19 protein-coding genes are annotated in these 22,342 nt (G+C 69.9%); 10 read left to right on the forward strand and 9 right to left on the reverse strand.

The genetic code is table 11. From position 1 onward, the window contains the following. Together ABDW35_RS09350 and ABDW35_RS09355 are read right to left on the reverse strand one after the other, a co-directional pair. Positions 1 to 715, reverse strand: a 715-nt coding sequence (locus tag ABDW35_RS09350; protein WP_343713586.1) for a glycerate-2-kinase family protein, incomplete at its 3' end; no start/stop codon positions are given. Between the two features lie 115 nt (positions 716 to 830). Then, positions 831 to 1,919, reverse strand: a complete 1,089-nt coding sequence (locus ABDW35_RS09355) for a hypothetical protein (protein WP_343713587.1) — start codon at positions 1,917 to 1,919, stop codon at positions 831 to 833. A 237-nt stretch (positions 1,920 to 2,156) separates the two neighbouring features. On the opposite strand from ABDW35_RS09355, the gene ABDW35_RS09360 reads away from it, so the two are divergent. After that, positions 2,157 to 3,101, forward strand: coding sequence for a DMT family transporter (locus tag ABDW35_RS09360; protein WP_343713588.1), 945 nt, complete (start codon positions 2,157 to 2,159; stop codon positions 3,099 to 3,101). 77 nt (positions 3,102 to 3,178) lie between these two features. Next, positions 3,179 to 4,267, forward strand: a complete 1,089-nt coding sequence (locus tag ABDW35_RS09365) for a hypothetical protein (RefSeq protein ID WP_343713589.1) — start codon at positions 3,179 to 3,181, stop codon at positions 4,265 to 4,267. Positions 4,268 to 4,385: 118 nt separating this feature from the next. Here the strand turns inward: ABDW35_RS09365 and ABDW35_RS09370 are convergent, their stop codons facing one another. The 3 genes from ABDW35_RS09370 to ABDW35_RS09380 all read right to left on the reverse strand — a co-directional run bounded on the left by ABDW35_RS09370 (position 4,386) and on the right by ABDW35_RS09380 (position 7,341). Further along, positions 4,386 to 5,363: an L-carnitine dehydrogenase gene (locus ABDW35_RS09370; RefSeq protein ID WP_343713590.1), complete on the reverse strand. Its 978-nt coding sequence runs from the start codon at positions 5,361 to 5,363 to the stop codon at positions 4,386 to 4,388. Next, on the reverse strand, positions 5,353 to 6,276 hold the full coding sequence (locus ABDW35_RS09375) for a 3-keto-5-aminohexanoate cleavage protein (protein ID WP_343713591.1): 924 nt from the start codon (positions 6,274 to 6,276) through the stop codon (positions 5,353 to 5,355). Before ABDW35_RS09375 ends, ABDW35_RS09370 begins: the two co-directional genes overlap by 11 nt. Before the next feature lie 108 nt (positions 6,277 to 6,384). Next, complete coding sequence (locus ABDW35_RS09380; protein WP_343713592.1) at positions 6,385 to 7,341, reverse strand: GlxA family transcriptional regulator; 957 nt, start codon at positions 7,339 to 7,341, stop codon at positions 6,385 to 6,387. A 151-nt stretch (positions 7,342 to 7,492) separates the two neighbouring features. Between ABDW35_RS09380 and ABDW35_RS09385 the strand changes: the two genes are divergently transcribed. Continuing rightward, entirely contained in the window at positions 7,493 to 9,271 is a 1,779-nt protein-coding gene (locus ABDW35_RS09385; protein WP_343713593.1) for a VanW family protein, read from the forward strand. Here ABDW35_RS09385 and ABDW35_RS09390 read toward each other — a convergent pair. Both ABDW35_RS09390 and ABDW35_RS09395 read right to left on the reverse strand, forming a co-directional pair. Further along, the gene (locus tag ABDW35_RS09390) at positions 9,244 to 9,981 is read right to left on the reverse strand and encodes a creatininase family protein (RefSeq protein ID WP_343713594.1); all 738 of its coding nucleotides are present in this window, start codon (positions 9,979 to 9,981) and stop codon (positions 9,244 to 9,246) included. The two genes, ABDW35_RS09385 and ABDW35_RS09390, sit on opposite strands and share 28 nt — an antisense overlap. 187 nt (positions 9,982 to 10,168) lie before the next feature. After that, entirely contained in the window at positions 10,169 to 11,758 is a 1,590-nt protein-coding gene (locus ABDW35_RS09395; protein WP_343713595.1) for a gamma-glutamyltransferase family protein, read from the reverse strand. Positions 11,759 to 12,124: 366 nt separating this feature from the next. Here ABDW35_RS09395 and ABDW35_RS09400 point away from each other — a divergent pair, with 366 nt between their 5' ends. The 4 genes from ABDW35_RS09400 (at position 12,125) to ABDW35_RS09415 (ending at position 17,485) form a co-directional block, all read left to right on the forward strand. Next, a complete protein-coding gene (locus ABDW35_RS09400) occupies positions 12,125 to 13,267 on the forward strand; it encodes a porin (RefSeq protein WP_343713596.1) in 1,143 nt (380 codons plus the stop codon). 340 nt (positions 13,268 to 13,607) lie between these two features. Then, positions 13,608 to 14,762, forward strand: coding sequence for a porin (locus ABDW35_RS09405; protein WP_343713597.1), 1,155 nt, complete (start codon positions 13,608 to 13,610; stop codon positions 14,760 to 14,762). Positions 14,763 to 14,888: 126 nt separating this feature from the next. Beyond that, positions 14,889 to 15,779 carry a DUF72 domain-containing protein gene (locus ABDW35_RS09410; protein ID WP_343713598.1) on the forward strand — a complete coding sequence of 297 codons (891 nt, stop codon included), beginning with the start codon at positions 14,889 to 14,891 and terminating at the stop codon, positions 15,777 to 15,779. Positions 15,780 to 15,883: 104 nt separating this feature from the next. Further along, entirely contained in the window at positions 15,884 to 17,485 is a 1,602-nt protein-coding gene (locus tag ABDW35_RS09415; protein ID WP_343713599.1) for an ATP-binding protein, read from the forward strand. Between the two features lie 82 nt (positions 17,486 to 17,567). Here the strand turns inward: ABDW35_RS09415 and ABDW35_RS09420 are convergent, their stop codons facing one another. Beyond that, positions 17,568 to 18,404 carry an AraC family transcriptional regulator gene (locus tag ABDW35_RS09420; RefSeq protein ID WP_343713600.1) on the reverse strand — a complete coding sequence of 279 codons (837 nt, stop codon included), beginning with the start codon at positions 18,402 to 18,404 and terminating at the stop codon, positions 17,568 to 17,570. Positions 18,405 to 18,484: 80 nt separating this feature from the next. Here ABDW35_RS09420 and ABDW35_RS09425 point away from each other — a divergent pair, with 80 nt between their 5' ends. The 3 genes from ABDW35_RS09425 to ABDW35_RS09435 all read left to right on the forward strand — a co-directional run bounded on the left by ABDW35_RS09425 (position 18,485) and on the right by ABDW35_RS09435 (position 20,500). Then, positions 18,485 to 19,213 (forward strand): alanyl-tRNA editing protein, encoded by a 729-nt coding sequence (locus tag ABDW35_RS09425; protein WP_343713601.1) that lies wholly within the window; start codon positions 18,485 to 18,487, stop codon positions 19,211 to 19,213. Continuing rightward, positions 19,210 to 20,184 (forward strand): DMT family transporter, encoded by a 975-nt coding sequence (locus tag ABDW35_RS09430; protein ID WP_343713602.1) that lies wholly within the window; start codon positions 19,210 to 19,212, stop codon positions 20,182 to 20,184. Before ABDW35_RS09425 ends, ABDW35_RS09430 begins: the two co-directional genes overlap by 4 nt. A 109-nt stretch (positions 20,185 to 20,293) precedes the next feature. After that, the gene (locus tag ABDW35_RS09435) at positions 20,294 to 20,500 is read left to right on the forward strand and encodes a hypothetical protein (RefSeq protein ID WP_343713603.1); all 207 of its coding nucleotides are present in this window, start codon (positions 20,294 to 20,296) and stop codon (positions 20,498 to 20,500) included. An 84-nt stretch (positions 20,501 to 20,584) separates the two neighbouring features. On the opposite strand, the gene oxlT is transcribed toward ABDW35_RS09435, so the two are convergent. After that, complete coding sequence (gene oxlT, locus ABDW35_RS09440) at positions 20,585 to 21,907, reverse strand: oxalate/formate MFS antiporter (RefSeq protein ID WP_343713604.1); 1,323 nt, start codon at positions 21,905 to 21,907, stop codon at positions 20,585 to 20,587. Positions 21,908 to 22,342: the final 435 nt, after the last annotated feature.

Raw genomic sequence — 22,342 nt, forward strand, 5'->3', positions numbered from 1 at the left:
CCGGCAGGCCGGCCGGCGCGGCGTTGGCACGGATCGCCTGCCGCACGGTATCGGAGACCGGGATCTCGTAGCGGCGCAGGATCGCCAGCGCCGTCTCCGGGTCGGCGCCGCCGGCGACGGTGGGGCCGGAGCCGATCACGCCCGGCTCGTCGCCCGGCACGTCGGAGATCAGGTAGGTGACGACGCGCGCCGGCACCGCGGCCGCCGCCAGGCGCCCGCCCTTGATCGCGGACATCGCCTTGCGCACCGCGTTCATCTCCTGGATCGGCGCGCCGGAGCGCAGCAGCGCCTTGTTCACCGCCTGCTTGTCCTCGAGAGTAAGTCCCTCCGCCGGCAGCGACAGCAGCGCCGAGGCGCCGCCCGAGATCAGGCACACCACCAGATCGTCCGGCCCGGCGGCACGGGCGAGGTCGAGGATGCGGCCGGCGGCGGCCCGTCCGGCGGCGTCCGGCACCGGGTGCGCGGCCTCGACCACCTCGATCCGGTCGGTCGGCGTGCCGTGGCCGTAGCGGGTGACGACCAGGCCTTCGCAGGGATGCGGCCACAGCGTTTCGAAGGCCCGCGCCATCCGCGCAGCGCTCTTGCCGGCGCCCAGCACGATGGTGCGGCCCTTCGGCGGCTCGGGCAGCAGATGCCGCATCCGCGTCTCCGGATAGGCGGCGCTGAGCGCGGCCTGGAACAGGGCCTCGAGGACGGCGCGATCGGACGCGGACATGGACGCGGTCTCCGGATACGGCGGCAAGCGGCCCATCGAAGGCGAGGACCGGCCGCGGTTCAAGCCTGAATCGCGGCCGGACGGGCCGGGACGTTCCACCCCGCGAAAAAGCGCCTCAGAGTCCGATGCGCCCGGCCTCGAAGGGCAGCGTCACGGCCGGGCCGCCGGCGATGCGCAGGTCGAGCGTACCGGCGCCGTGGGTGATCGCCTCGACCCGGTCCCAGCCCGGCTCGGCCGGGATGGCACCGAAGGCATAGAGGATCTCGACCCGCCCCGCCGGCTCCAGCGCGATCGCTGTCGGGTAGCCTTCGGCGGTCAGCGGGTTCGGCGCCGCCGAGGCGCGATGGCCGAGATGCAGGTACATGCAGCCCTCCTCGATCCCCAGCACATGGCGGTGCCGGCTGGAGAAGGGCGGATAGTCGCGGCCGCCATTGCTCATCCACAGCATGGTGAAGGGCAGCCGGCGCGGGTCCTTCAGCCCGAAGAACAGGAAGCCCTCGCGCGCCGCCAGCGCCGCCGACCAGCCGAGCGTCGACCCCGTCGCCTCGGCCAGCAGCACGATGTCCTCATGGCTGTCGGCGAAAGGATAGCGTGAGGCGTCGATCGTGCGTCCGTCCGCCAGGCGCACGGCCTCCAGCCCGTCGATGCGCTGCGGATAGGCCAGCACCGACCGGCCCCGCGCCGGATCGGGCTCGACCGGGGTCGGCGGGGTGATGCCGAAGGCCTTGGGCGAGAAGCTGAGCACGGCGCCGCCCGGTGCCCGGATCATGGCGTGATGCGCCATCGGCAGCGCGCCCGCGCCGCCCTCGAAGACATGGCGCTGATAGACGATCGGCTGGCCCTGGCGCAGCGTCACCGCCTTGCGCACGGTGGCGCCGAAGACCTTCTCCTGCAGGGTGAAGCGTGCGGTGACACCGCCCGTCTCCCGCTCGATGCCATCCAGCCCCCAATGGCCGTTGCCGGTCCAGCCATGGCCAGGCGCGCCGTCCAGGTCGCTGTCGGCGAAGGGCGCGCAGAAGAAGTCGCCGGCCAGGTTGCGCAGGCCGAGCGGGATGTCGTCCGGCAGCGTCTCGCCGCTGTCGATCCAGGGCGCCCGGTGCGTCGGCCGGATCTCCCGCCCGTTCCAGCGCACCACCACATCGTGCAGATGCCCGCCCTCCGGGTTGAACACGATCTGGACCGCATCGACACCGAACTCGATCATCGCCCTCTCCCGCTGCTCCCAAGCCTCTTAGCCCGGATTTCCCGCGCTGCCTATTGGCCCGCATCCTGGACTGTCCGGCGGCAGCCGCCCGCCGCGCATGCCAGCCCTTCCGGCTTTCGCCACCCATTTTTCGTCGGCAGGCGTATGTCTGACATACGGGGCGGGCCGGGCAGACTCCGCCCCGGAGGGGACGGAACGACCATGCGATTCTGGCGGCGCGGCGACGAGACTGTCCCGATGGCCCCTGCAGACACGCCCGCGGCGGCGCCCTCCCCCGCGCCCTCCCGATCCGCCGCGCCCGCGATCGAGACGCCGCTGCTCGGCGTGTTGTGCTCGCTCCTCGCCAACCTGATGTTCGCCTCCAGCGACGCGCTGGTGAAGGGGCTGACGGCGAGCTATTCGATCTTCCAGATCATCCCGATGCAGGTCGCCTTCGCCTGCATCCCGATCCTGATCATGCTGCGCCGCGACGGCGGCCTGAGCCGGATGCGGGCGGCGCATCCGCGGCTGATCGTGCTGCGCGGCTTCCTGGCCGGCATCGGCACGATCTTCGGCTTCTACGCCTTCTCCGCCCTGCCGCTGGCCGAGGTCTACGCCATCGCCTTCTGCACGCCGATGGTGGTGACCATCCTGTCGATCCCGATCCTGGGCGAGCAGGTGCGGGCCCATCGCTGGGCCGCGGTGGTGGTCGGGTTCCTGGGCATCCTGGTGATGGTGCGGCCGGGCTTCGAGACGCTGACGCTGGGGCATCTCTCGGCCCTCGGCTCGGTCTTCACCGGCGCCGGGGTGGTGCTGATCATGCGCAAGATCAGCCGCGACGAGCAGCGGGCGGTGATGGTGACGGCGGTGATGCTGGGGCTGCTGGTCACCAGCCTGCCGGTCGCGCTGTTCGTGTTCCAACTGCCCAGCTGGTTCGACCTGCTGCGCGTCGGCGCCGCCGGCCTGCTCATGGGATCGGCCCAGTTCCTGGTGGTGCGGGCGCTGTCGCTGGCGCCGGCCAGCACCATCGCGCCGATGCAGTACACCATGATCGTCTGGGCGCTGGCCTATGGCAGCCTGTTCTTCGGCAACCGGATCGACCCGTTCATCGTGATCGGCGCCTGCATCGTCATCGCCTCCAGCCTCTATATCATGCACCGCGAGCGCATCCGCGGCCGCACCCTGCGGGCCCACGTGAAATAGCTTTCGGAACATTGCGCAGATGCTAGAATAATATTTGTCTGATTCTTTAATTTTATTCTTAATTTGAGGGACTTGTCATGGTCACCCCGATTGCGTCGGCGGATGCCACGAGCATCAGCCTGCTTCAGCTCTGCCAGATTTCCTATCTCGACCCCACCGCCATCCCCGCGGCCTTCCCGCTGGCCTGGCCGGTGCCCGGCGGCGGCAGCTGGTCGCTGGCCTGGGGGCCAGCGCAGGACCCGTCCCAGGCCAACTTGGCCTATGTCGCGGTCCGCACCGGCGGGGGCCAGACCCTGGCCGTGGCCGTCGTCGTGCGCGGCACCGACTGGGACGGATCGTTCCTGGGGCTGTGGAACGAGATCGTCGAGGATCTCGGCGCCGACAGCCAGCAGGCGCCGCCCTGGGCCGCCCCGAGCGACGTGCTGATCTCCTCCGGTACTGCCGCTGCGCTGACCCGGGTCATCGGCATGACCTCGGGCGGGCAGTCCCTCGCCGGCTTCCTGGCCGGCTTCTACGGCAATGCCGCCAACCGGCAGGTGCCGCTGCAGGTGACCGGGCACAGCCTGGGCGCCTGCATCACCACCGTGCTGGCGCCGTGGCTGCAGGCGCAGTTGGGGCAGCAGGGCCTGTCTCCCGCCATCGCGCCGACCACCTATGCCGGGCCGACCGCCGGCAACCAGGCCTTCGCCGACGCCTTCCGCGGCGCCTTCCCGACGGCCGCCTGCTACCGCAACACGCTCGACATCGTGCCGAAGGCGATGGCGGAGCTGCTCGAGATCCCGCTGATCTATGCCGATGTCGGCCCGGACATCCTGCCGCCGGCCACCATCACCAGCCTGATCGTTGGCTACGATGCCTGGCTGGACTGGTGGGGCGTCTCCTATGCCGACATCCCGGACAGCGTCTCGCTGCCGGGCGGCTGGCTGCCGCCCGACGGCACCGACCCGCTCGGCCCCTGGGCCGATGAGGCGCTGCAGCAGCACCACACCGGGACCTACATGGCCCTGCTGGGCGGCACCTCGGTGACGGAAAGCAAGGTCGCGCTGATGCAGCGGAGGCTGACGGCCTCGCGGCCCCGGCCCGCACGCTCGACCTCGAGCGATCCGCAATACGCCACGCAGTTGAAGGCGTTCCTGGTCGCACGACGCGCCGCTGGCACGCGCTGACCGCAAAGGACGCCCGGCCGGGGAAGAGCCGGCCGGGCGGAGTCAGGCGAACGGCGGCCGGGGGCTCGCAACCGCCCCGGCCGCGCCATCCCCGCGGGCGCGGGGATCGGGAAGCGGCTCAGAAGGTGCCGGGCCGCGGGTCGTAGGTCGGGTGGCCGGTGTCGCGGTCGGCGCCCTCCAGCGCCTGCAGGATCCGGATGATGCGCTCGTCGCGCCAGCGCTCGATCTTCTTGATCGGCCAGCCGCCTGCCTGCTCCTGCGTGCCCTCGACCATGCGGTCGATCAGGGTGTCGGTCAGCTTCGGCGCCACCAGCTTGGTCCAGGGCAGCTCCAGCGCCGGGCCGAACTGTTCCAGCATATGCCGCATGCCGCCCTCGCCGCCGGCCAAGTGGTAGGTCAGGTTGGTGCCCATGAAGGCCCAGCGGATGCCGGCGCCGAAGCAGATCGCCTCGTCGATCTCTCTGGTCGTGGCGATGCCGTCGGCCACCAGGTGCAGCGCCTCGCGCCACAGCGCCTCCAAGAGGCGATCGGCGATGTAGCCGTCGATCTCGTTGCGGACATGCAGCGGCTTCATGCCGAGCGAGGCGTAGAAGGCCGAGGCTGCCTTGATCGTCTCCGGCGACGTCTGCTTTCCGCCCACCACCTCGACCAGCGGCAGCAGGTAGACCGGGTTGAAGGGATGGCCGATGACGATCCGCTCCGGATGCCGCGCGCCCTCCTGGATCTCGCTGGGCAACAGGCCGGAGGAGGAGGAGCCGAGGATGACATCGGCCGGCGCGGCCCCCGCCATCGCATGGTGCAGCTTGCGCTTCAGCTCGATCCGCTCCGGCGCGCTCTCCTGCACGAAATCGGCCGCGGCCGCGACCGCCTCGGCCGAGCCGACGACGCGCAGCCGCTCCGGGCTCGCGCCGTCGGCCAGCCCCATGCGGGTCAGCGCCGGCCAGGCATTGGCCACGGCGTCGCGCAGCGCCTGCTCGCCGGTCGGCGACGGGTCCCAGGCGACGACGTCCAGACCGCGGGCCAGCGCCCTTGCGGCCCAGCCGCTGCCGATGACGCCGCCGCCGACGATGCCGAGGGTGCGGATCTCACGCGGCATGGGCCTGCCCCTTCAGCTTGAGGCCGAGATGGCTGCGCGCCTCGGCCGGAGTCATCACCTTGGATCCCATCGCCTCGATGATGGTCCGCGCCCGCTCGACCAGGCTGCCATTGGAGGCGTAGACGCCCTTGTCGAGATACAGGTTGTCCTCCAGCCCGACCCGGACATGACCGCCCAGCAGCACCGCCTGGGCGACGAAGGGCAGCTGCAGCCGGCCGATGGCGAAGCCGGCCCAGACCGAGCCGTCCGGCAGCATGTCGCGCATCGCCAGCATCATCCGCGGGTCCGGCGGCGTCCCCCAGGGAATGCCGAGGCACAGCTGGAACAGCGGCGGCGCGTCGAGCAGCCCCTCCTCCACCATCCGCCGGGCGAACCACAGATTGCCGGTGTCGAAGATCTCAAGCTCCGGCTTCACGCCGAGCTCCTGGATCCGCTTCGCCTGCTTGCGCAGGATGTCCGGGGTGGAGACATAGACCAGCGAGCCGTCGCCGAAATTCAGCGAGCCGCAATCGAGGGTGCAGATCTCCGGCAGCAGCTGCTCGACATGCGGCAGGCGGTCGATGCCGCCGACCAGGTCGGTGTCGGCGCCGAACTTCGTCGGGTCGTCCTGCGGCCCGATCACCAGGTCGCCGCCCATCCCGGCCGTCAGGTTGATGATGATGTCGACGCCGCTGGAGCGGATGCGGTCCACCACCTCGCGATACAGCGCCGGGTCGCGGCTGGGCTTGCCGGTCTCGGGGTTGCGGACATGGATGTGGGCCACGGTGGCGCCGGCCTTCGCCGCTTCGAGCGCCGCATCGGCGATCTGCTGCGGCGTCACCGGGATGGCCGGATGCTTGCCCACCGTGTCGCCGGCGCCGGTGACGGCGCAGGTCACGATCACGCGCCGGTTGATGTCTGTCTGCAGGGCCATTGCCGGCCACCTCCCCGTGTCGCCGGCGAACCGGCACCCGGGGGTCAGGCTACGCCGTCCAAGTCTCTCGGATCTTGATCGCGAGCGACAGCGGCTTGACGCTTTCCGCTAGGCGGCGGAGGCCCGTCTGTCGCGGCTGGGCGGCACGCCGAATTCGCGCCGGTAGCAGCGGCAGAAATGCTCGTAGCTGCCGAAGCCGCAGGCCACCGCCACCTCCAGCAGCGGGTCGTCGGAATACTGCACCATCGACCGGGCCCGCTGCAGCCGCAGCGACTGGTAGAAACCCTGCGGGCCCTTGCCGAGGTGGTGGGCGAACAGCCGCTCGACCTGGCGCGGCGACATGTCGACGGTGCGGGCCAGGGCGGTGACGGCGATCGGGCTGGCGACGTTGCGCTCCATGATCTCGACCATCCGGGCCAGCCGGCTATCGCGGATGTCGAGCTGCCGCGGTACCGACAGGCGCTGCCGGTCCTCGGCATGGCGCAGGGTGTTGTAGATGAACTGCTCCGACACCGCCGCGGCCAGCCGGGCGCCATGGTCCATGCGAATGATCTGCAGCATGAGATCGAGCGCCGCGGTGCCGCCGGCGCAGGTCAGGCGGCGGCGGTCCGTCTCGAACAGGCAGGCCCGCGCCTCGACCCGCGGAAACTGCTCGGCGAAGCCGTCCAGCGCCTCCCAATGCGCGGTGGCGCGGTAGCCGTCGAGCAGCCCGGCGGAGGCCAGGGCGAAGCCGCCGGTGTCGATGCCGCCCAGCACCGCGCCGGCGCGGTCGAGCCGGCGGAACCAGCGGGTCAGCGCCGGAGTCACGGCGGCCAGCGGCTCGAAGGCGGCGCAGACGATCAGCATCGGCAGGTCGTCCTGGCTGCCGGCCACGGCGTCGGCCGGCAGCGGCAGGCCGTTCGAGGCCGGCACCGGCTGGCCGTCGGCGGAAAAGATCGTCCAGCGATAGGCCTGGCGCCGCGACAGCCGGTTGGCGACGCGCAGCGGCTCGATCGCCGAGGCGAAGGCCATCATCGAGAATTGCGGCAGCAGCAGGAAGCCGATGCGGCGGGGGGCGTCGGTCATGGCAGGCCTGATCGAAGCTCAGCGTCGCCTTTCATCAAGCCGGCGGGCCTGGAGGTCAAGCCCGTCCGCACCGCCGCCACCGGCGCGACATCGTCCGGCCATCTTCCCGGCGCCCACTGCCCTCTCAGCCGGTGCGAGGTGCGGAACGGTCATGACATTGCCTGCGGATCACAAGGTCCCGTCGCGATGGGATGCGCTGGTCTTCGGCAGCAAGGCCGCCCTGCTGCGCGGCCGCCGGGCGCTGCGCGAGATCGCCCGTCGGCCGGATTGTCATCCGCGGGCGTCGGAGCTGCGCGACGCCGCCACGGTCGCCGAGATCCGGTCGCCGCTGTGGCCGGGACTGGCCGGGGCGGCCGAGCACGAGCTGACCGCCGGCAAGATCCACAATCTGCGCTTGGCCGTGCGCGCGCTGGACGGCATCGAGGTGCCGGCCGGCGCGGTGTTCAGCTTCTGGCGCCAGATCGGCCGCGCCTCCCGCCGGCGCGGCTTCGTCGCCGGGCGCGAGCTGCGCGAGGGCTGCCTGGTCGCCAGCACCGGCGGGGGCTTATGCCAGCTGTCGAACGGGCTGTACGAGGCGGCGCTGGCCGCCGGCTTCGAGATCGTCGAGCGCCATGCCCACAGCCGGCTGGTGCCGGGGTCGCGCGCCGCGGCCGGGCGCGACGCCACGGTGTTCTGGAACTATGTCGACCTGCGCTTCCGCAGCCGGGCCGCCTTCCGCATCGAGGCGCGGCTGACCGGCACGGAGCTGCAGATCCGCTTCCGCAGCGCCGCCGCCCCGGTCTCCGGCGTCGTGGTGCGCTTCCCGGCGCAGCGCGAGGCCGCCCATGACTGCGTCGGCTGTGCCCGGCAGGGCTGCAGCCATCATCTGCCGAAAGGCCCTGAAATGACGCGACGGCCCACCGCCTGGCTGGTCGATGCCTGCTGGCCGGAATTCGCCGCGCTGGCGCGCGGCCAGGCCGGGCCTGAGGATCGGCTGTTCCTGCCGATGCGATGGCCCGCCCGGACCCGCTACGCCTGGCCGGAGCTGCCGGGCGGTGAGAGCCGCGCCCTGCTGGTCGGGCTGACCCGGTCCAGGGCGCTGCGCCGCCTGCCGGCGGTGGGCGGCGCCCTGCCGCGGGCGATGCTGGACTTCGACCGTCGGCTGGCCGAGGCCTATGCCCGCCGCCTGTCCCACCGCCACACCCATCTGGTGGTCGGCCAGGGGCTGCTGCCGCATCTCTGGCGCCTGGGCTGCCTGCAGGGCCGCAGCTTGGACGTGCTGATGGAGCGCTGGCCGCTGGCGGCGCTGCAGGCGCGGCTGGACCGGGCCCTGGCCCGCCGCCCCGAGAGCCCGACCCTAGGCGACTTCAGGGCGCCGGAGGACGTCGTCGCGGCGGAGACCGAGGCCTTGGCCGCCGCTGCCCGCCTCTACACCCCGCATGCCGGCATCGCCACGCGCTTCGCCGACCGGGCGGTGCATCTCGACTGGGTGCTGCCGGAAATCGGCGCGGCGAAGCGGCCCGCGATCGGCGGCCGCACCATCCTGTTCCCGGCCTCGCCGCTGGGCCGCAAGGGCGCTTATGCGCTGCGCGACGCGGTCGAGGGGCTGGACATCGACCTGGCCGTGACCGGCCGGGCGCGCGAGCACGACAAGCCATTCTGGCGCAACGTCTCCGCGCGAACGGTGCCCGGCGGCGCCTGGCCGGACGCGGTGGCGGCGGTGGTGCTACCCGCGATCGTCGAGCACCAGCCGCGGGCGCTGCTGCGCGCCCTGGCGCTGGGCGTCCCGGTGATCGCCACCGCCGCCTGCGGCCTCGATGAAAGCCCCGGCGTCACCCTGGTGCCGGAGGATGATCCGGCGGCGCTGCGCGAGGCCCTGCTGCAGGCCCTGGGCGACGCCCCGCCGGCACGCCAGACCACCGCTCAGGGCTCGGCCAGAAACTCCGCATAGGTCCCCGCGATCGCATCGACCGCTGCATCGTAGAACTGCTTGCCGTGCTCCGGCGTCGCCAGGCCGGGGTTGGAGCCGATGCGGCCGTCCGGAAAGCGGCGGCGATAGTCATCGGCGTCGTAGAACCTGCCCGACGGCGCGATCGGCGGGTCCAGCTCAGCCGTCTTGATGTGATCCGGGAACAGGTATTGGGTGACCGCCACCTCGCTGGCGGTGGCATGGCTGCCCTCGGCGACGCCGTACAACTCCTTCGACAGGCGCTGCACGCCGGGGTTGTCCCACCAGTTGACCAAGCGGCAGCGGATCGATGGCCGGCCCAGCGCCCGCCGCTCGGAATAGATCTCGTAGAAGGCGGCCTGGATGGTGGCGATGTTGCCGCCATGGCCATTGACGAACAGGAAGCGCTCGAAGCCGTGCTCGGCCAGCGCCATCACATAGTCGCGGATCACCAGCACCAGGGTCGACGGCTTCAGCGTCATGCTGCCCGGGAAGGTCATGTGGTGATGCGCCATGCCGACGCCGATGGTCGGGCCGACCACCGCCCCGGTCCTGTCGCCGACGCCGCGGCCGATGCCCTCGGCGCACAGCGCGTCGGTGCCGATCAGCCCGTTCGGGCCGTGCTGCTCGGTCGACCCGATCGGCATGATCGCGCCGCGCGAGGTCTTCAGATAGGCCTCGATCTCCGGCCAGGAGCTGAGCTGTAGCTGCATGGATCCTCCCTTTCCTGGGCTCGCCTTGACCAATCCGGCAGCGGCCCAGGAGTTCCTCTGAAATGTGGCCGGCCGCCCCAGCCCCTCCACTGTCATTGCCGGGCTTGACCCGGCAATCCAGAGAATGTCGACGCTCTCTGGATGCCCGGGTCAAGCCCGGGCATGACAGTATGAGTGAGGGTCGGCGTCAGATCCCCAGCGCGCAGCCGTCCTTGCGGGGGTCGGAACCGGCGATCAGCACGCCGCGCTCATGGTCGATCAGGATCGCCTGGCCGCCGCCCAGCGGCTCGTCCCGGATCGCGACATTGTGGCCGCGGCCGGCGAGATCCGCCGCCACCGTTTCGCCGACGCGCGGCTCGAGCTGCAGTTCGCCGTTGAAGGCGAAGCTGCGCGGCAGGTCCAGTGCCGCCTGCGGGTCGAGGCCGCGGTCGATGATCGAGGACACGAACTGCGCCTGGCCGGCCGCCTGATAATGCCCGCCCATCACGCCGAACACGCCGGCGGTGCGGCCGCCACGGCGCAGCAGGCCGGGAATGATGGTGTGCATCGGCCGCTTGCCCGGACCGATCGCGTTCGGATGCCCCGGCTCGACCCGGAAGGAGCTGCCGCGGCTGTGCAGCAGCACGCCGGTCGCGGGATCGAGCAGGCCGGCGCCGAAGCTGTCGAAGATCGAGTTGATGAAGGAGACGGCGTTGCCGTCGCGGTCGACGACGCAGAGATAGACGGTGTCGCGATGCTCCGGCTCGGTCCACAGGGCCGGGCGGCCGGCGCGCTTTGGGTCGATGCGCCGGCGCAGCGTGCCCAGCACCTCTTCCGACAGCAGGGTCCGCGGATCGTGCGGCAGGTGGTCGGGGTCGCAGATCAGCGCGTCGCGGTGGTGATAGGCGATCTTGGTCGCCTCGGCGTGGAGATGGATACGGTCGGCCTCCGGCATCTCCGCCGCCATGTCCTGGCCTGAGAGCAGGCCGAGGATCATCAGCGCCGCCAGCCCCTGGCCGTTCGGCGGGCACTCCACCACCTCGGTGCCGTGATAGTTGAGGCGGATCGGGTCGACCCAGTTCGCGCCGTCGCGGCCGGCGGCGAAATCCTCCAGCGTGTGCAGCCCGCCCTGGGCCCGCAGGAAGCGGACCAGCGATTCCGCCACCGCACCCTCGTAGAAGGCGACGGCGCCACGCGCGGCGATGTCGCGCAGCCGGGCGCCGAGCAGCGGCTGGGCATGCCGTTCGCCGACCGCCGGGATCCGCCCGCCGGGCAGGAACACGGCGCGGCAGCCGGCGTCGCCGGCCAGGAAGCCGGCATCCTCCGCCCAGTCCCAGGCGACGCGCGGCCCCACCGGATAGCCCTCCTCGGCATAGAGGATGGCGCGGGCGAACAGCCGGTCGAGCGGCAGCGATCCGTGCTCGGCGTGCAGGCGGCACCACGCCGAGATCGCGCCCGGCACCGTCACCGCATGCGGGCTGCGCTGCGGGATGGCGGTGAGGCCCTGCGCCGCCAGCGCCTCCGCTAAGGCCGCGCGCGGGGCACGGCCGCTGCCGTTCAGCGCCAGCGCGTCCCGCCCGGCCGGGGCGTAGAGCACGAAGCAGTCGCCGCCGATGCCGGTCATATGCGCCTCGACCACGCATTGCACCGCGACCGCGGCCAGCGCCGCGTCGACCGCGTTGCCGCCATCCATCAGCACCTCGAGCCCGGCGGCCGAGGCCAGGGGGTGGGAGGTGGCGATCGCCGCCTCGCCCGCGATCAGCGCCGAGCGCCCCGGCTGGCCGAAATCCCGTTGCATTCCGCTGCATCCCTTCGCGTTCGAACCCTTGGTTGATATCGGTGGCGGAGGCCCTTGGCAACCGCACCCGTGTCCGTCCGGCTCCATGCCGATCTGGGTCGGGACACCAACAATCTAAACATACGTTCATGACCGCATTGAACTGACATACATCAAACATACATTCATGAATGTTTAAGTATTTCTGTAACTTTTCTAGCCCTCGACCAGCAATAGCCGCAGATCTGCTATCTTTTGACTGAATATCTATTGATTTCGTCTTTTCCCGCCCATAAGTTCGCCGCGCTTCGGTCGGGGGACGTCCGGGGCTGTCATGAAGCGGGACCCAATCCGTTAAACGGGGGACGAGCAATGCGGAAGGTTTTGATGCTCGGGGTGTGCCTTGCGGCCGCCACGGCAGGGATCAACACGGCCCAGGCGGCGGACGCGCCCGTCACCTCGGGTCTGTCGCTGAAGATCAATGGCTGGCTCGGCTTCATGGCCGGCCTGTCGCTGAGCGACACCAATGACGACACCTTCGACCGCGACTACGACTTCCTGTCCAACGCGCGTCTGCAGTTCGACGTCAAGAACGTCACTGATTCCGGCCTGGAATACGGCGCCCGCATCCGCTTCAACAATGTCGACCGGCGGAACAACGTCACCGTCGACCGCACCTACCTGTACGTCAAGGGCAGCTTCGGTACGGTGACCTTCGGCGACGCGCCCTACGCGATCGGCGACTTCGGTTACGTCTATGCCCATGACACGCTGAACGGCAAGCTGGGCCTTGGTGCCGGCTGGGGCGACGGCCTGGACGGCAAGTTCAACCTGTTCGGCGGGTCGGACACATTCTATGCGATCGACCCGACCTACGGCATCGGCGGCCTGAACGGCAAGGACACCAAGATCAAGTACACCTCGCCGAGCTTCTCCGGCGTGTCCTTCGGCATCGACTTCACCCCGGTCGCCGGCGGCAACGGTCATGCCGGCAACGGCGGCCGCAACGACCTGTTCAACGACGCCAGCACCCGCTACGAGAACGTCGTCACCGGTGGCGTCCAGTACACCAACACTTTCGACGGCACGACGGTGACGGCCCGGGCCTCGGCCGGTACCGGCAATGGTGTCAACCCCGGCGTCCACGACTACGAGGCCTACAGCCTCGGCGGCCAGATCGTGCATTCGAGCGGCTTCGCCGGCAGCGTGAACTGGGTCCACTTCGCCAGCACCTATCGCGCCGACAAGGCGATCGACTCGATCACCGGCGACCTGTCCTACTATGGCGGCCCGTTCGTGGTGTCGATCGGCTACGCCTACACCACCGCCGAGAAGAACAACGGCCTGAACTCGCAGTTCACGTCCGGCCAGGACCTGAAGACCAACCACAGCGTCATCGGCTCCTTCCTCTACAACCTGGCTCCCGGCCTGAACACTTTCACCGAGCTGTCCTACGAGAAGAACGAGTTCCGCGCCGGCAAGGACTATGAGGCGACCAACCTGACCACGGGCCTTGCCATCAGCTTCTGATCGGCAACCGACCGTGTGACATCCAGCAGACTTGAAGGGCGGCGCCAGGGGCCGCCCTTCCTCTTGTCCGGACCGGCGCGAATCGCGGCCTCCCCTCGCCCGCCATTCCCGGTCCCGGACGGTCTGCCGGACCTGATGGATCGACCAGCCTCCTGCTGCTCTTTCACAAGCAGCGGGCCGCGGAGCTATGACCATTTTATGAAATTTGCCGGCAACCCACCCTTTCGGCGCGGCCGGCGATTGATTTTAAAATTTACCGTTTCGTATAAGCCTCGCCGTTACAGGAAGGGTCGGCGCCGCGACTGCGCGGACGCACGCCCGATACGCGAGGGGAAGTAAAATGCGGAAGTTTCTGTTGCTCGGGGTGTGCCTCGCGGCCGCCACGGGAGGGACGAGTATTGCCCAGGCGGCGGACGCGCCCGTCACGTCGGGTCTGTCGCTGAAGATCAATGGCTGGATCGGCTTCATGGCCGGCCTGTCGCTGAGCGACACCAAGGACAGCACCTTCGACCGCGACTACGACTTCGTTTCCAACGCGCGTCTGCAGTTCGACGTCAAGAACGTCACCGATTCCGGCCTGGAATACGGCGCCCGCATCCGCTTCAACAACGTCGACCGCAAGAACAACATCACGGTCGACCGCACTTATGTCTACGTCAAGGGCAGCTTCGGCACCCTGACCTTCGGCGACGCGCCTTATGTCGCGGCCGATGTCGGCTACGTCTATGCCCATGACGTGTTCAACAGCAAGCTGGGCCTCGGTGCCAGCTGGGGCGACGGCCTGGACGGCAAGTTCAACCTGTTCGCCGGCTCCGACACCCTGTACGCGGTCGACCCGACCTACGGCATCGGTGGCCTGAACGGCAAGGACACCAAGATCAAGTACTCCTCGCCGAGCTTCTCCGGCCTGTCCTTCGCGGTCGACTTCACCCCCGTCGCGGGCGGCAACGGTCATGCCGGCAACGGCGGCCGCAACGACCTGACCAACGACAGCAGCACCCGCTACGAGAACGTCGTCACCGCCGGCATCAACTATGCCAACACGTTCGACGGCACCTCGGTGCGCGTCGCCGGTTCGGCCAGCAACGGCAATGGCGTCGGCGTCAATCACGATTTCGAGGCCTACAGCCTCGGCGGCCAGCTGATCCACTCCAGCGGTTTCGGCGGCAGCGTGAACTGGGTGCACTATTCCAGCACCTATCGCGCCGACAAGGCGATCGACTCGATCACCGGCGACCTGTCCTATGGCAGCGGCCCGTTCGTGGTGTCGATCGGCTACGCCTACACCACCGCCGAGAAGAACAACAACGTCAACTCGTCCTTCACCAGCGGCAAGGACCTGAAGACCAACCACAGCGTCATCGGCTCCTTCCTCTACAACCTGGCGCCGGGCCTGAACACCTTCACCGAACTGTCCTATGAGAAGAACGAGTTCCGCAGCGGCCAGGACTATGAATCGACCAACCTGACCACCGGCATGGTGATCGCCTTCTGATCGGGGACCAGCCTCCATACGCACCGAATGGGGAGAGGGCGGCACCAGGGGCCGCCCTCTCTGCTTCTGCGGGTCCGGGGCACCGAGCCCGCCCCCAAGGCGTTGCCTCACCGGAGGAGGAGCGCGATGGCAGGAACGGCAGGACAGGTGCGGATCGGGATCTCGGGCTGGACCTACCGGCCCTGGCGCGGCGTGTTCTATCCGAAGGGCCTGCCGCAGAAGCGCGAGCTGGCCTTTGCCGCCGAAACCTTCCCGACGATCGAGATCAACGGCACCTTCTACGGCACGCAGCGGCCCGAGAGCTATGCCCGCTGGGCCGAGGAGACGCCGGAGAATTTCGTCTTCGCCGTCAAGGGGCCGCGCTACATCACCCATCTGCGCCGCTTGCGCGAGGTCGAGGCGCCGCTGGCCAATTTCCTAGCGTCGGGACCGCTGCGCCTGGGGCCGAAGCTGGGGCCGATCCTGTGGCAGTTCCCGCCCAGCTTCCGCTTCGACGCGGAGCGGATCGAGGCCTTCTTCGAGCTGCTGCCGAAGGACACCGAGGCCGCCGCCGAAATCGCCCGCCGCCACGATGAGCGGTATGCCGGCCGGGCCTGGACGAAGACCGACCGCAAGCGGCCGCTCCGGCACGCCATGGAGATCCGCCATGACAGCTTCCTCGACCCCGCCTTCATCCGGCTGCTGCGCCGCCACGGCGTGGCGCTGGTCTGCGCCGACACGGTGGACTGGCCGCGGCGCATGGACCTGACCGCCGACTTCGTCTATTGCCGTCTGCACGGGTCGGAGCAGCTGTATGTCAGCGGCTATGACGACGACACGCTCGACAGCTGGGCCGACCGCGTCGCCGCCTGGGCCCGAGGCGGCGAACCGAAGGATGCCGAGCGGGTGATCGACAAACCCGCCCCCAAACGGGCCAGGCGCGACGTCTATGTCTATTTCGACAACGACGCCAAGGTGCGCGCGCCGGCCGATGCGAAGGGCCTGATTCGCCGGGTCGAGGACCGACTCGCGCGCTGAATCCCGCCGGGACCCTGCCCTGCCCCATCGGGTTGCCCCGCGCCCGCGCCATCGTGATAGACCATGCCCGGCCCCGCCATGCCCGGGGTGTGCGCGGAGGGGTGATGACGGTCCAAATCGACATCGGAACGCTGTCCGACGGGACATCGGCCATGATCGATCTCGAGGAACTGCTGGCGACGCGCCTGCTGGTGCAGGGCAATTCCGGCTCCGGCAAGTCGCATCTGCTGCGCCGCCTGCTGGAGCAGAGCGCGGCCTGGGTGCAGCAGGTGGTGGTCGACCCCGAGGGCGACTTCGTCAGCCTTGCGGACCGCTTCGGCCATATCGTGGTCGATGGCGACCGCTCCGATGACGACCTGTACCGCATCGCCGGCCGGGTGCGGCAGCACCGCACCTCCGCCGTGCTGAACCTCGAGCGCTGCGACATCGATTCCCAGATGCGCGCCGCCGCCGCCTTCCTGAACGGGCTGTTCGACGCCGAGCGCGACCTCTGGTACCCGATCCTTGTGGTGGTCGACGAGGCCCAGCTCTTCGCCCCGGCCGCGGCCGGCGACGTGTCGGAGGAGGCGCGCAAGGCGACGCTGGGCGCCATGGCCAATCTGATGAGCCGCGGCCGCAAACGCGGCCTGGCCGGAGTGATCGCCACCCAGCGCCTGGCGAAGCTGGCCAAGAACGTCGCGGCCGAGGCCTCGAACTTCCTGATGGGCCGCACCTTCCTCGACATCGACATGGCCCGCGCCGCCGACCTCCTCGGCCTCGAACGGCGCCAGGCCGAGATGTTCCGCGACCTCGGCCGCGGCCGCTTCGTCGCCCTCGGCCCGGCCCTGTCGCGCCGACCGATCGAGGTGCGCATCGGCGCGGTCGAGACCGGCGCCCGATCGACCAGCCCGAAGCTGCTGCCGATGCCCGAGACGCCGCCCGAGGATGTGCACGAGCTGATCTTCAAGGCGGTCGAGGCCGAGCCGCCGATGCCGCGGCCGACCCGACCGCCGCCGCAGCCGCCGCAATCGACGGCCGAGCTGCTGGCCCAGTTGATCCGCAGCCGCCCCGACACCCCTGCGGTGGAGGAAGAGACGGACCCGATGCCCCAGGCCGAGCGCGATGCCGCGATCGACGCGGTGCTGCGGGACCTGGTCGCGGAAGAGGATTCAGCGTTCCGGCCGATCTCGGTGCTGTACCAGGATTTCCTGGTGCGCTGCCGGATCCAGCGGGTCGGCAGCCGCGGCGCCCCGGCGCTCGACCTGGCCGGCTTCCGCGCCCGCCTGGCCGTGGCCCGGGCCGGGGTCGACACCGACACGGCGGAGAGCCCGGCCTGGCAGCGCGCGACCGGGCTGTCGCGTGAGCTGCCGGAGGACATGCAGGGCATCTTCCTGCTGCTGGTCAAGGCGGCGATGGCCGGCGCGCCCTGCCCGTCCGACGCCACCATCGCCCGCGCCTACGGCACCCAGTCGGTCGGCCGCACCCGGCGCCTCCTGTCCTATATGGAGCAGCGCAGCTTCATCGTCTGCCGCGCCGCCGGCCGCGGCGGCCACCGCATCGTAACGGTTCCGGAGCTGGGCTTGGAGACGGCGCCGGGAGATCCGAATGCGCCGGAGGAAGCGCCGGTTCCGGCAAAGCCTTCTACCGATCGGGACGTGGCGGCGGAAGCCGATGCCGGCCGCGCGGAGGACGAGGACACGGACGCGGCCCGACTCTCTGCAGAGTGATCGCGGCCCGAACCTGGATCGTTGATCTCGAGCACTCCGATTGCCTGTCCCGCCTGACGCAGGAGAGGCAAAAACTTGCAGCTCAGGCGGACCGGGCGGCGGCGGCGTATTGCAGCGGCGTGATCCCGTGACAGCGCTTGAAGTGCCGGGTCAGCGCGCTCTGGTCGTAGAAGCCTGAGGCAACGGCGACCTCGGCGATCGGCAGGCCCCGCGCCAGGAACCCGGCGGCGCGGTCGACGCGCAGCTGGGTGACATAGGCGTGCGGGGTCAGACCGGTGGTGCGCTTGAACAGGCTGATCAGCTGATACTGGGTCAGCCCGACGGCGGCGCTGAGATCCGCCAGCGAGATCGCCTCGCTCAAGCGCGCCTGGATGAATTCGGTGGCAGCCCGCAGCCGGGTGCGGTCACGCGGCCCGGGCAGGATCCGCCCCTCGCCGCTGCCGTGGCGGCGGAACAGCGTGCCGAAGCTCGACACCAGCAGCTCGCGCTCCAGCAGCGGGTCCTGCCCGGCCTGCAGGGCGCGGTGCAGCGCCAGGAATCCCGCGATCAGGTCGCGGTCGGTGAAGGCGTTGCGGGTGAAGTAGGTCAGGTCCTCGACCCCGAGCGACCGCGCCACCTCCTGCAGCGCCGCCTCCTCCAGATACAGCGCCCGGTACAGCCAGCGCCGGCTGTTCCCCATCCAGCCGGCATGCGGCTCGACCGGGTTGAACACGAACAGCGCCTGGTCCTCGCTCGCCGGCTCGGTCACGCCGCGGGTCCGGATGATCGAGCCGCCGCCCTCGGTGACGGCGACGACCAATGCCTCGTGCCGATGCGGCGGATATTCCTGGGTGCGGAAATCGGCCTGCATCAGGCTGAGGCCGGGGACGGTCCGGTCCTGCCAGTAATGCGCGATGTTGAGCCGGTCCACCCGGGCCATTCCAAAACCTCGATTTCCGCCAATAGCGTCACGCGTGCCCGCGCGAGACTGCCCGGGTTCACTCCATCGGGTCGTTCATCATGGCACGCTCTTTCTATCACGAGAAACCGGATTGCCTCGTCCTCGAGACCGAGGTGGTCGACGCCCGGCCGGGCCGGGTGCTGCTGGCGCAATCGCCCTTCTATCCCGGCGGCGGCGGGCAGCTGCCGGATCGCGGCACGCTGCGCTGGAGCGGCGGCGAACACGCCGTCGCCGGCTTCGAGCCCGCCGGCGGCCGGCTGTGGCACCTGCTCGAGGACCCGGCGGCCGAGGTCGCCGGCGCGGTCGAGGCCGTGGTCGCCCCCGATTTCCGCCGGATGATGCGCGAGCTGCACACCGGCACGCATATCCTGAACGCTCTGGTGTTCCAGCATTTCGATGGCGCGCTGGTCACCGGCGTCCAGTTCGGCGCCGACGGCACCGCCCGGCTCGACTTTGATCTGCCGGATGCCGACAACGACCGGCTGCGCGCGCTGGAGGCGCCGATCAACGAGGTTGTGCGCCAGGATTTGGCGGTGCGCGACGACTACGTCACCCTTGCCGCAGCGCATGCCACGCCGGGGCTGATCCGCTCGAAATCCGTGACGCCGCCGCCGACACCGGACGGGCTGATCCGCATCGTCGACATCGCCGGGCTGGACCGCCAGGCCTGCGGCGGCACCCATCTGGCCTCGACCGGCCGGTCCGCGCCGATCCGCGTCCTCAAGATCGACAACAAGGGCCGGCACAACCGGCGCATCCGCATCGGCCTGGCCGGGGCGGCGCCGTGACCGCCACGCCGGGCGGTGGCCGCCTGCCGGACCGGGACGGCTTGTGGGGTTCCGACCTGCTCGGCCTGGTCTGGCGCCGGCCCTATGCGCTGCTGCCGCTGCCGCCGCTGTTCTGGGCGGGCAACCTGGTGATCGGCCGCGCCTTCGCCCAGGAGTTGCCGCCCTTCGGCCTGACCTTCTGGCGCTGGGTGGTCGCCTCCGCCGTGCTGCTGCCCTTCGTCTGGCGCGACCTGGTCGCGCATCGGCGCACGCTGCTGGCGTATTGGCCGGTTATCATCGGCTGCGCCGCCAGCGGCTTCGCCGGATATCCCGTGCTGAACTATCTCGGGCTGCACACCACGCCGGCGGCGACGGCGGCGATGCTCAATTCCACCCTGCCGCTGATGGTGCCGCTGTTCGCCTGGGCGATGACCGGGGAGACGCCGCGGCCGCGCGTCGCCGCCGGCATCGCCCTGTCCTTCCTCGGCGTCGGCTGGATCGTCGGGCGCGGCGATCCGGCCACCCTCGCCGCGCTGTCGATCGGCGGCGGCGAGATCCTGGTGCTGCTCGCCGTCGCCGGCTTCGCCCTCTACTCCGTGCTGCTGCGCTGGCGTCCCAAAGGCGTCCCGCCGATGGCGTTCCTGGCGGCGACGACACTCACCGCCTGCGTGCTGATGGCGCCGTTCTGGATCTTCGAGGAAGTGGCGGGGCGGTCCGTCCCGGTCGCGCCCTGGGCCGTCGCCTCGCTGCTGTTCATCGGCATCTTCTCCTCGCTGCTGGGCAATGCGTTCTGGAACCGCTGCGTCGCGGCGCTGGGTCCGGCGTTGACCGGGGCATCCTTCCATCTCATGGCCGTCTACTCCTCGGCGCTAGCCTTCCTGCTGCTCGGCGAGCCGGTGCACGGCTTCCACCTGATCGGCATCGGCCTGATCCTGCTCGGCTTCGCCACCGCTGTCCTGCCGGCGCGCCGAGCGACGGTCGAGCCATGCTGAAATGCAAAACTGCATTCTGTATTTTGTATACCAGATTTCATTGCGATCCTTCGGCCGGGCTGCCATATGTGCGGTGCAACAAGACATCAGCCCCTGAAAGGACCAGATCATGACCGGCGTTCTGCTCGGCACCGCCCTCACCCTCGTCGCCCTGCTGGGCCTCGTCACCGCCCCACGCCTGGCCGCGGTCCAGGGCGGCGTGCTGCCGAGGAATGCCGGCAGCCGGCTGCGCCTGGCCCAGACCGGCGGCGACGCCCAGCCGGACGAGTCCGAGGCCGCCGACCCGACCTGGGCCAGCTTCATGCGGGCCCTGTAAGCCCCTCCGGCGCAAAGAAAAAGGGAGGCGATGCCGCCTCCCTGGGGATTGTCTCGCACTGCCGGGCGCGTCCCGGCCCGGTGGTCAGCTGGCGAGGCGCGGCTCTCCCTCCGCGGCCATGCCGGCCTCGGCCCGCGCCTGTTCCAGCGCCCGGGCCCGCATCGGCTTCAGCACGAACATCGCCATCACCGCCGCGATCACGTTCACCAGCGCGGCGAAGATGAACACCATGTCCCAGCTGCCGAGCTGGCTGACGGCGATATTGGCGAAGGGCACGACCAGCGAAGCCGTTCCCTTGGCCGTGTACAGCAGCCCGGCATTGGTGGTGGCGTAGCGCGATCCGAAGGTGTCGCCGCAGGTCGCCGGGAACAGCGAGTAGATCTCGCCCCAGGCGAAGAACACCAGCGCGGTCAGGATCACGAACGCCACCGGGTCCTGCCCGAACTCCATCAGCATGACGATGCCGACCGCCTCGAGGAAGAAGGCGATGAACATCGTGTTCTCGCGGCCGATATGGTCGGAGACCCAGCCGAAGAACGGCCGGGTGACGCCGTTCAGCACGCGGTCGAGCGACAGGGCGAAGGTCAGGGCCGGCATGGTCAGGCCCAGCAGGCTGACCGGCGTGTCGCCGATCTTGAAGTCGGTCGCGATCGGGGCCAGTTGCGCCGTCGCCAGCAGGCCGCCGGAGGCGACCATGACGAACATTGCGTACATCACCCAGAACACCGGGCTGCGCAGCATCTCCGACGGCGCGTAGTCGCGGCGGGACTGCACGATCTTCGCCTTCACCACCGGCAGCTGGCCCTTGGCCGGCGCCGCCAGCAGGAAGGACAGCAGCACCACCGCCCCGCCCTGGATCAGGCCGAAGGTCAGGAAGGTGGATTCGTAGCCGGAGGAATGGATCATGTTGGCGATCGGCACGATGGTGATGGCCGAGCCGGCGCCGAAGCCGGCCGCGGTCAGCCCCGCCGCCAGGCCGCGCCGGTCCGGGAACCATTTCAGCGCTGCGCCGACGCAGGTGCCGTAGACCGCGCCGGCGCCGACGCCGCCGATCGCGGCGGCGATGTACAGCACGGTCAGCGAATCCGCCACCGAGTTGATCGCCCAGGCGATGGCGCAGAGCAGGCCGCCGATCAGCACCACGATCTTCGGCCCGAACTTGTCGACGAACCAGCCCTCGACCGGCACCAGCCAGGTCTCGGTCAGCACGAAGATGGTGAAGGCGACCTGGATCGCCGCGCGGCCCCAGTGATGGGTCGCGTCGATCGGGCCGACGAACAGCGTCCAGCCATATTGCAGATTGGCCACCATCGCCATGCAGACGATGCCGATGACGAGCTGGAGCCAACGTCCCCCCGGCGGTCCCTTGATCGCCGGCCCTGCCTGATTTGCATTTTGAGTCAGCATTTCCGTCCCAGTCCTTCGCATGTCGGTTGAGGCAACCCCATGGCAGAGGAGAACGGCCCGTGACGGACGCCATCGTCCTCGAGGAGGGGTGCGCCGGGCCACGCTCGCCGGACCGGCCCTGGCCGATCCGGCGGGTCTTCGACCCGTCGTGCCGATATCTGAATCGGCTGCCCCTCCCCTCGGTTATGTTCTTCTTATGTGAGGCCGTTATCGGCGGCCTTCTGGCATACCAAATGCAGAACTTCTGATACCAAAGAACGTTTCGACCGCGGTGGCAAGCCGGAATCGTGGCTGCACCGCAGCATCTCGTAGCCTCCTATTCGGCCGCCGCCCGGCTGCCCTCGCGCAGCACCCGGATCATGGTCTTGCCGAGGGAGGCGGGGGAGTCGGCGACGGCGATGCCGGCGGCCTTCAGCGCCTCGATCTTGTGGTCGG

Origin of the sequence: Inquilinus sp. (assembly GCF_039594555.1) — a bacterium.
Lineage (GTDB): Bacteria > Pseudomonadota > Alphaproteobacteria > DSM-16000 > Inquilinaceae > Inquilinus.

Bases quoted from the DNA above. Each gene is read 5' to 3' on its own strand.
- ABDW35_RS09355 (WP_343713587.1), bottom strand. From the start codon at position 1,919: ATGATCGAGTTCGGTGTCGATGCGGTCCAGATCGTGTTCAACCCGGAG.
- ABDW35_RS09360 (WP_343713588.1), top strand. From the start codon at position 2,157: ATGGCCCCTGCAGACACGCCCGCGGCGGCGCCCTCCCCCGCGCCCTCC.
- ABDW35_RS09365 (WP_343713589.1), top strand. From the start codon at position 3,179: ATGGTCACCCCGATTGCGTCGGCGGATGCCACGAGCATCAGCCTGCTT.
- ABDW35_RS09370 (WP_343713590.1), bottom strand. From the start codon at position 5,363: ATGCCGCGTGAGATCCGCACCCTCGGCATCGTCGGCGGCGGCGTCATC.
- ABDW35_RS09375 (WP_343713591.1), bottom strand. From the start codon at position 6,276: ATGGCCCTGCAGACAGACATCAACCGGCGCGTGATCGTGACCTGCGCC.
- ABDW35_RS09380 (WP_343713592.1), bottom strand. From the start codon at position 7,341: ATGACCGACGCCCCCCGCCGCATCGGCTTCCTGCTGCTGCCGCAATTC.
- ABDW35_RS09385 (WP_343713593.1), top strand. From the start codon at position 7,493: ATGACATTGCCTGCGGATCACAAGGTCCCGTCGCGATGGGATGCGCTG.
- ABDW35_RS09390 (WP_343713594.1), bottom strand. From the start codon at position 9,981: ATGCAGCTACAGCTCAGCTCCTGGCCGGAGATCGAGGCCTATCTGAAG.
- ABDW35_RS09395 (WP_343713595.1), bottom strand. From the start codon at position 11,758: ATGCAACGGGATTTCGGCCAGCCGGGGCGCTCGGCGCTGATCGCGGGC.
- ABDW35_RS09400 (WP_343713596.1), top strand. From the start codon at position 12,125: ATGCTCGGGGTGTGCCTTGCGGCCGCCACGGCAGGGATCAACACGGCC.
- ABDW35_RS09405 (WP_343713597.1), top strand. From the start codon at position 13,608: ATGCGGAAGTTTCTGTTGCTCGGGGTGTGCCTCGCGGCCGCCACGGGA.
- ABDW35_RS09410 (WP_343713598.1), top strand. From the start codon at position 14,889: ATGGCAGGAACGGCAGGACAGGTGCGGATCGGGATCTCGGGCTGGACC.
- ABDW35_RS09415 (WP_343713599.1), top strand. From the start codon at position 15,884: ATGACGGTCCAAATCGACATCGGAACGCTGTCCGACGGGACATCGGCC.
- ABDW35_RS09420 (WP_343713600.1), bottom strand. From the start codon at position 18,404: ATGGCCCGGGTGGACCGGCTCAACATCGCGCATTACTGGCAGGACCGG.
- ABDW35_RS09425 (WP_343713601.1), top strand. From the start codon at position 18,485: ATGGCACGCTCTTTCTATCACGAGAAACCGGATTGCCTCGTCCTCGAG.
- ABDW35_RS09435 (WP_343713603.1), top strand. From the start codon at position 20,294: ATGACCGGCGTTCTGCTCGGCACCGCCCTCACCCTCGTCGCCCTGCTG.
- oxlT (WP_343713604.1), bottom strand. From the start codon at position 21,907: ATGCTGACTCAAAATGCAAATCAGGCAGGGCCGGCGATCAAGGGACCG.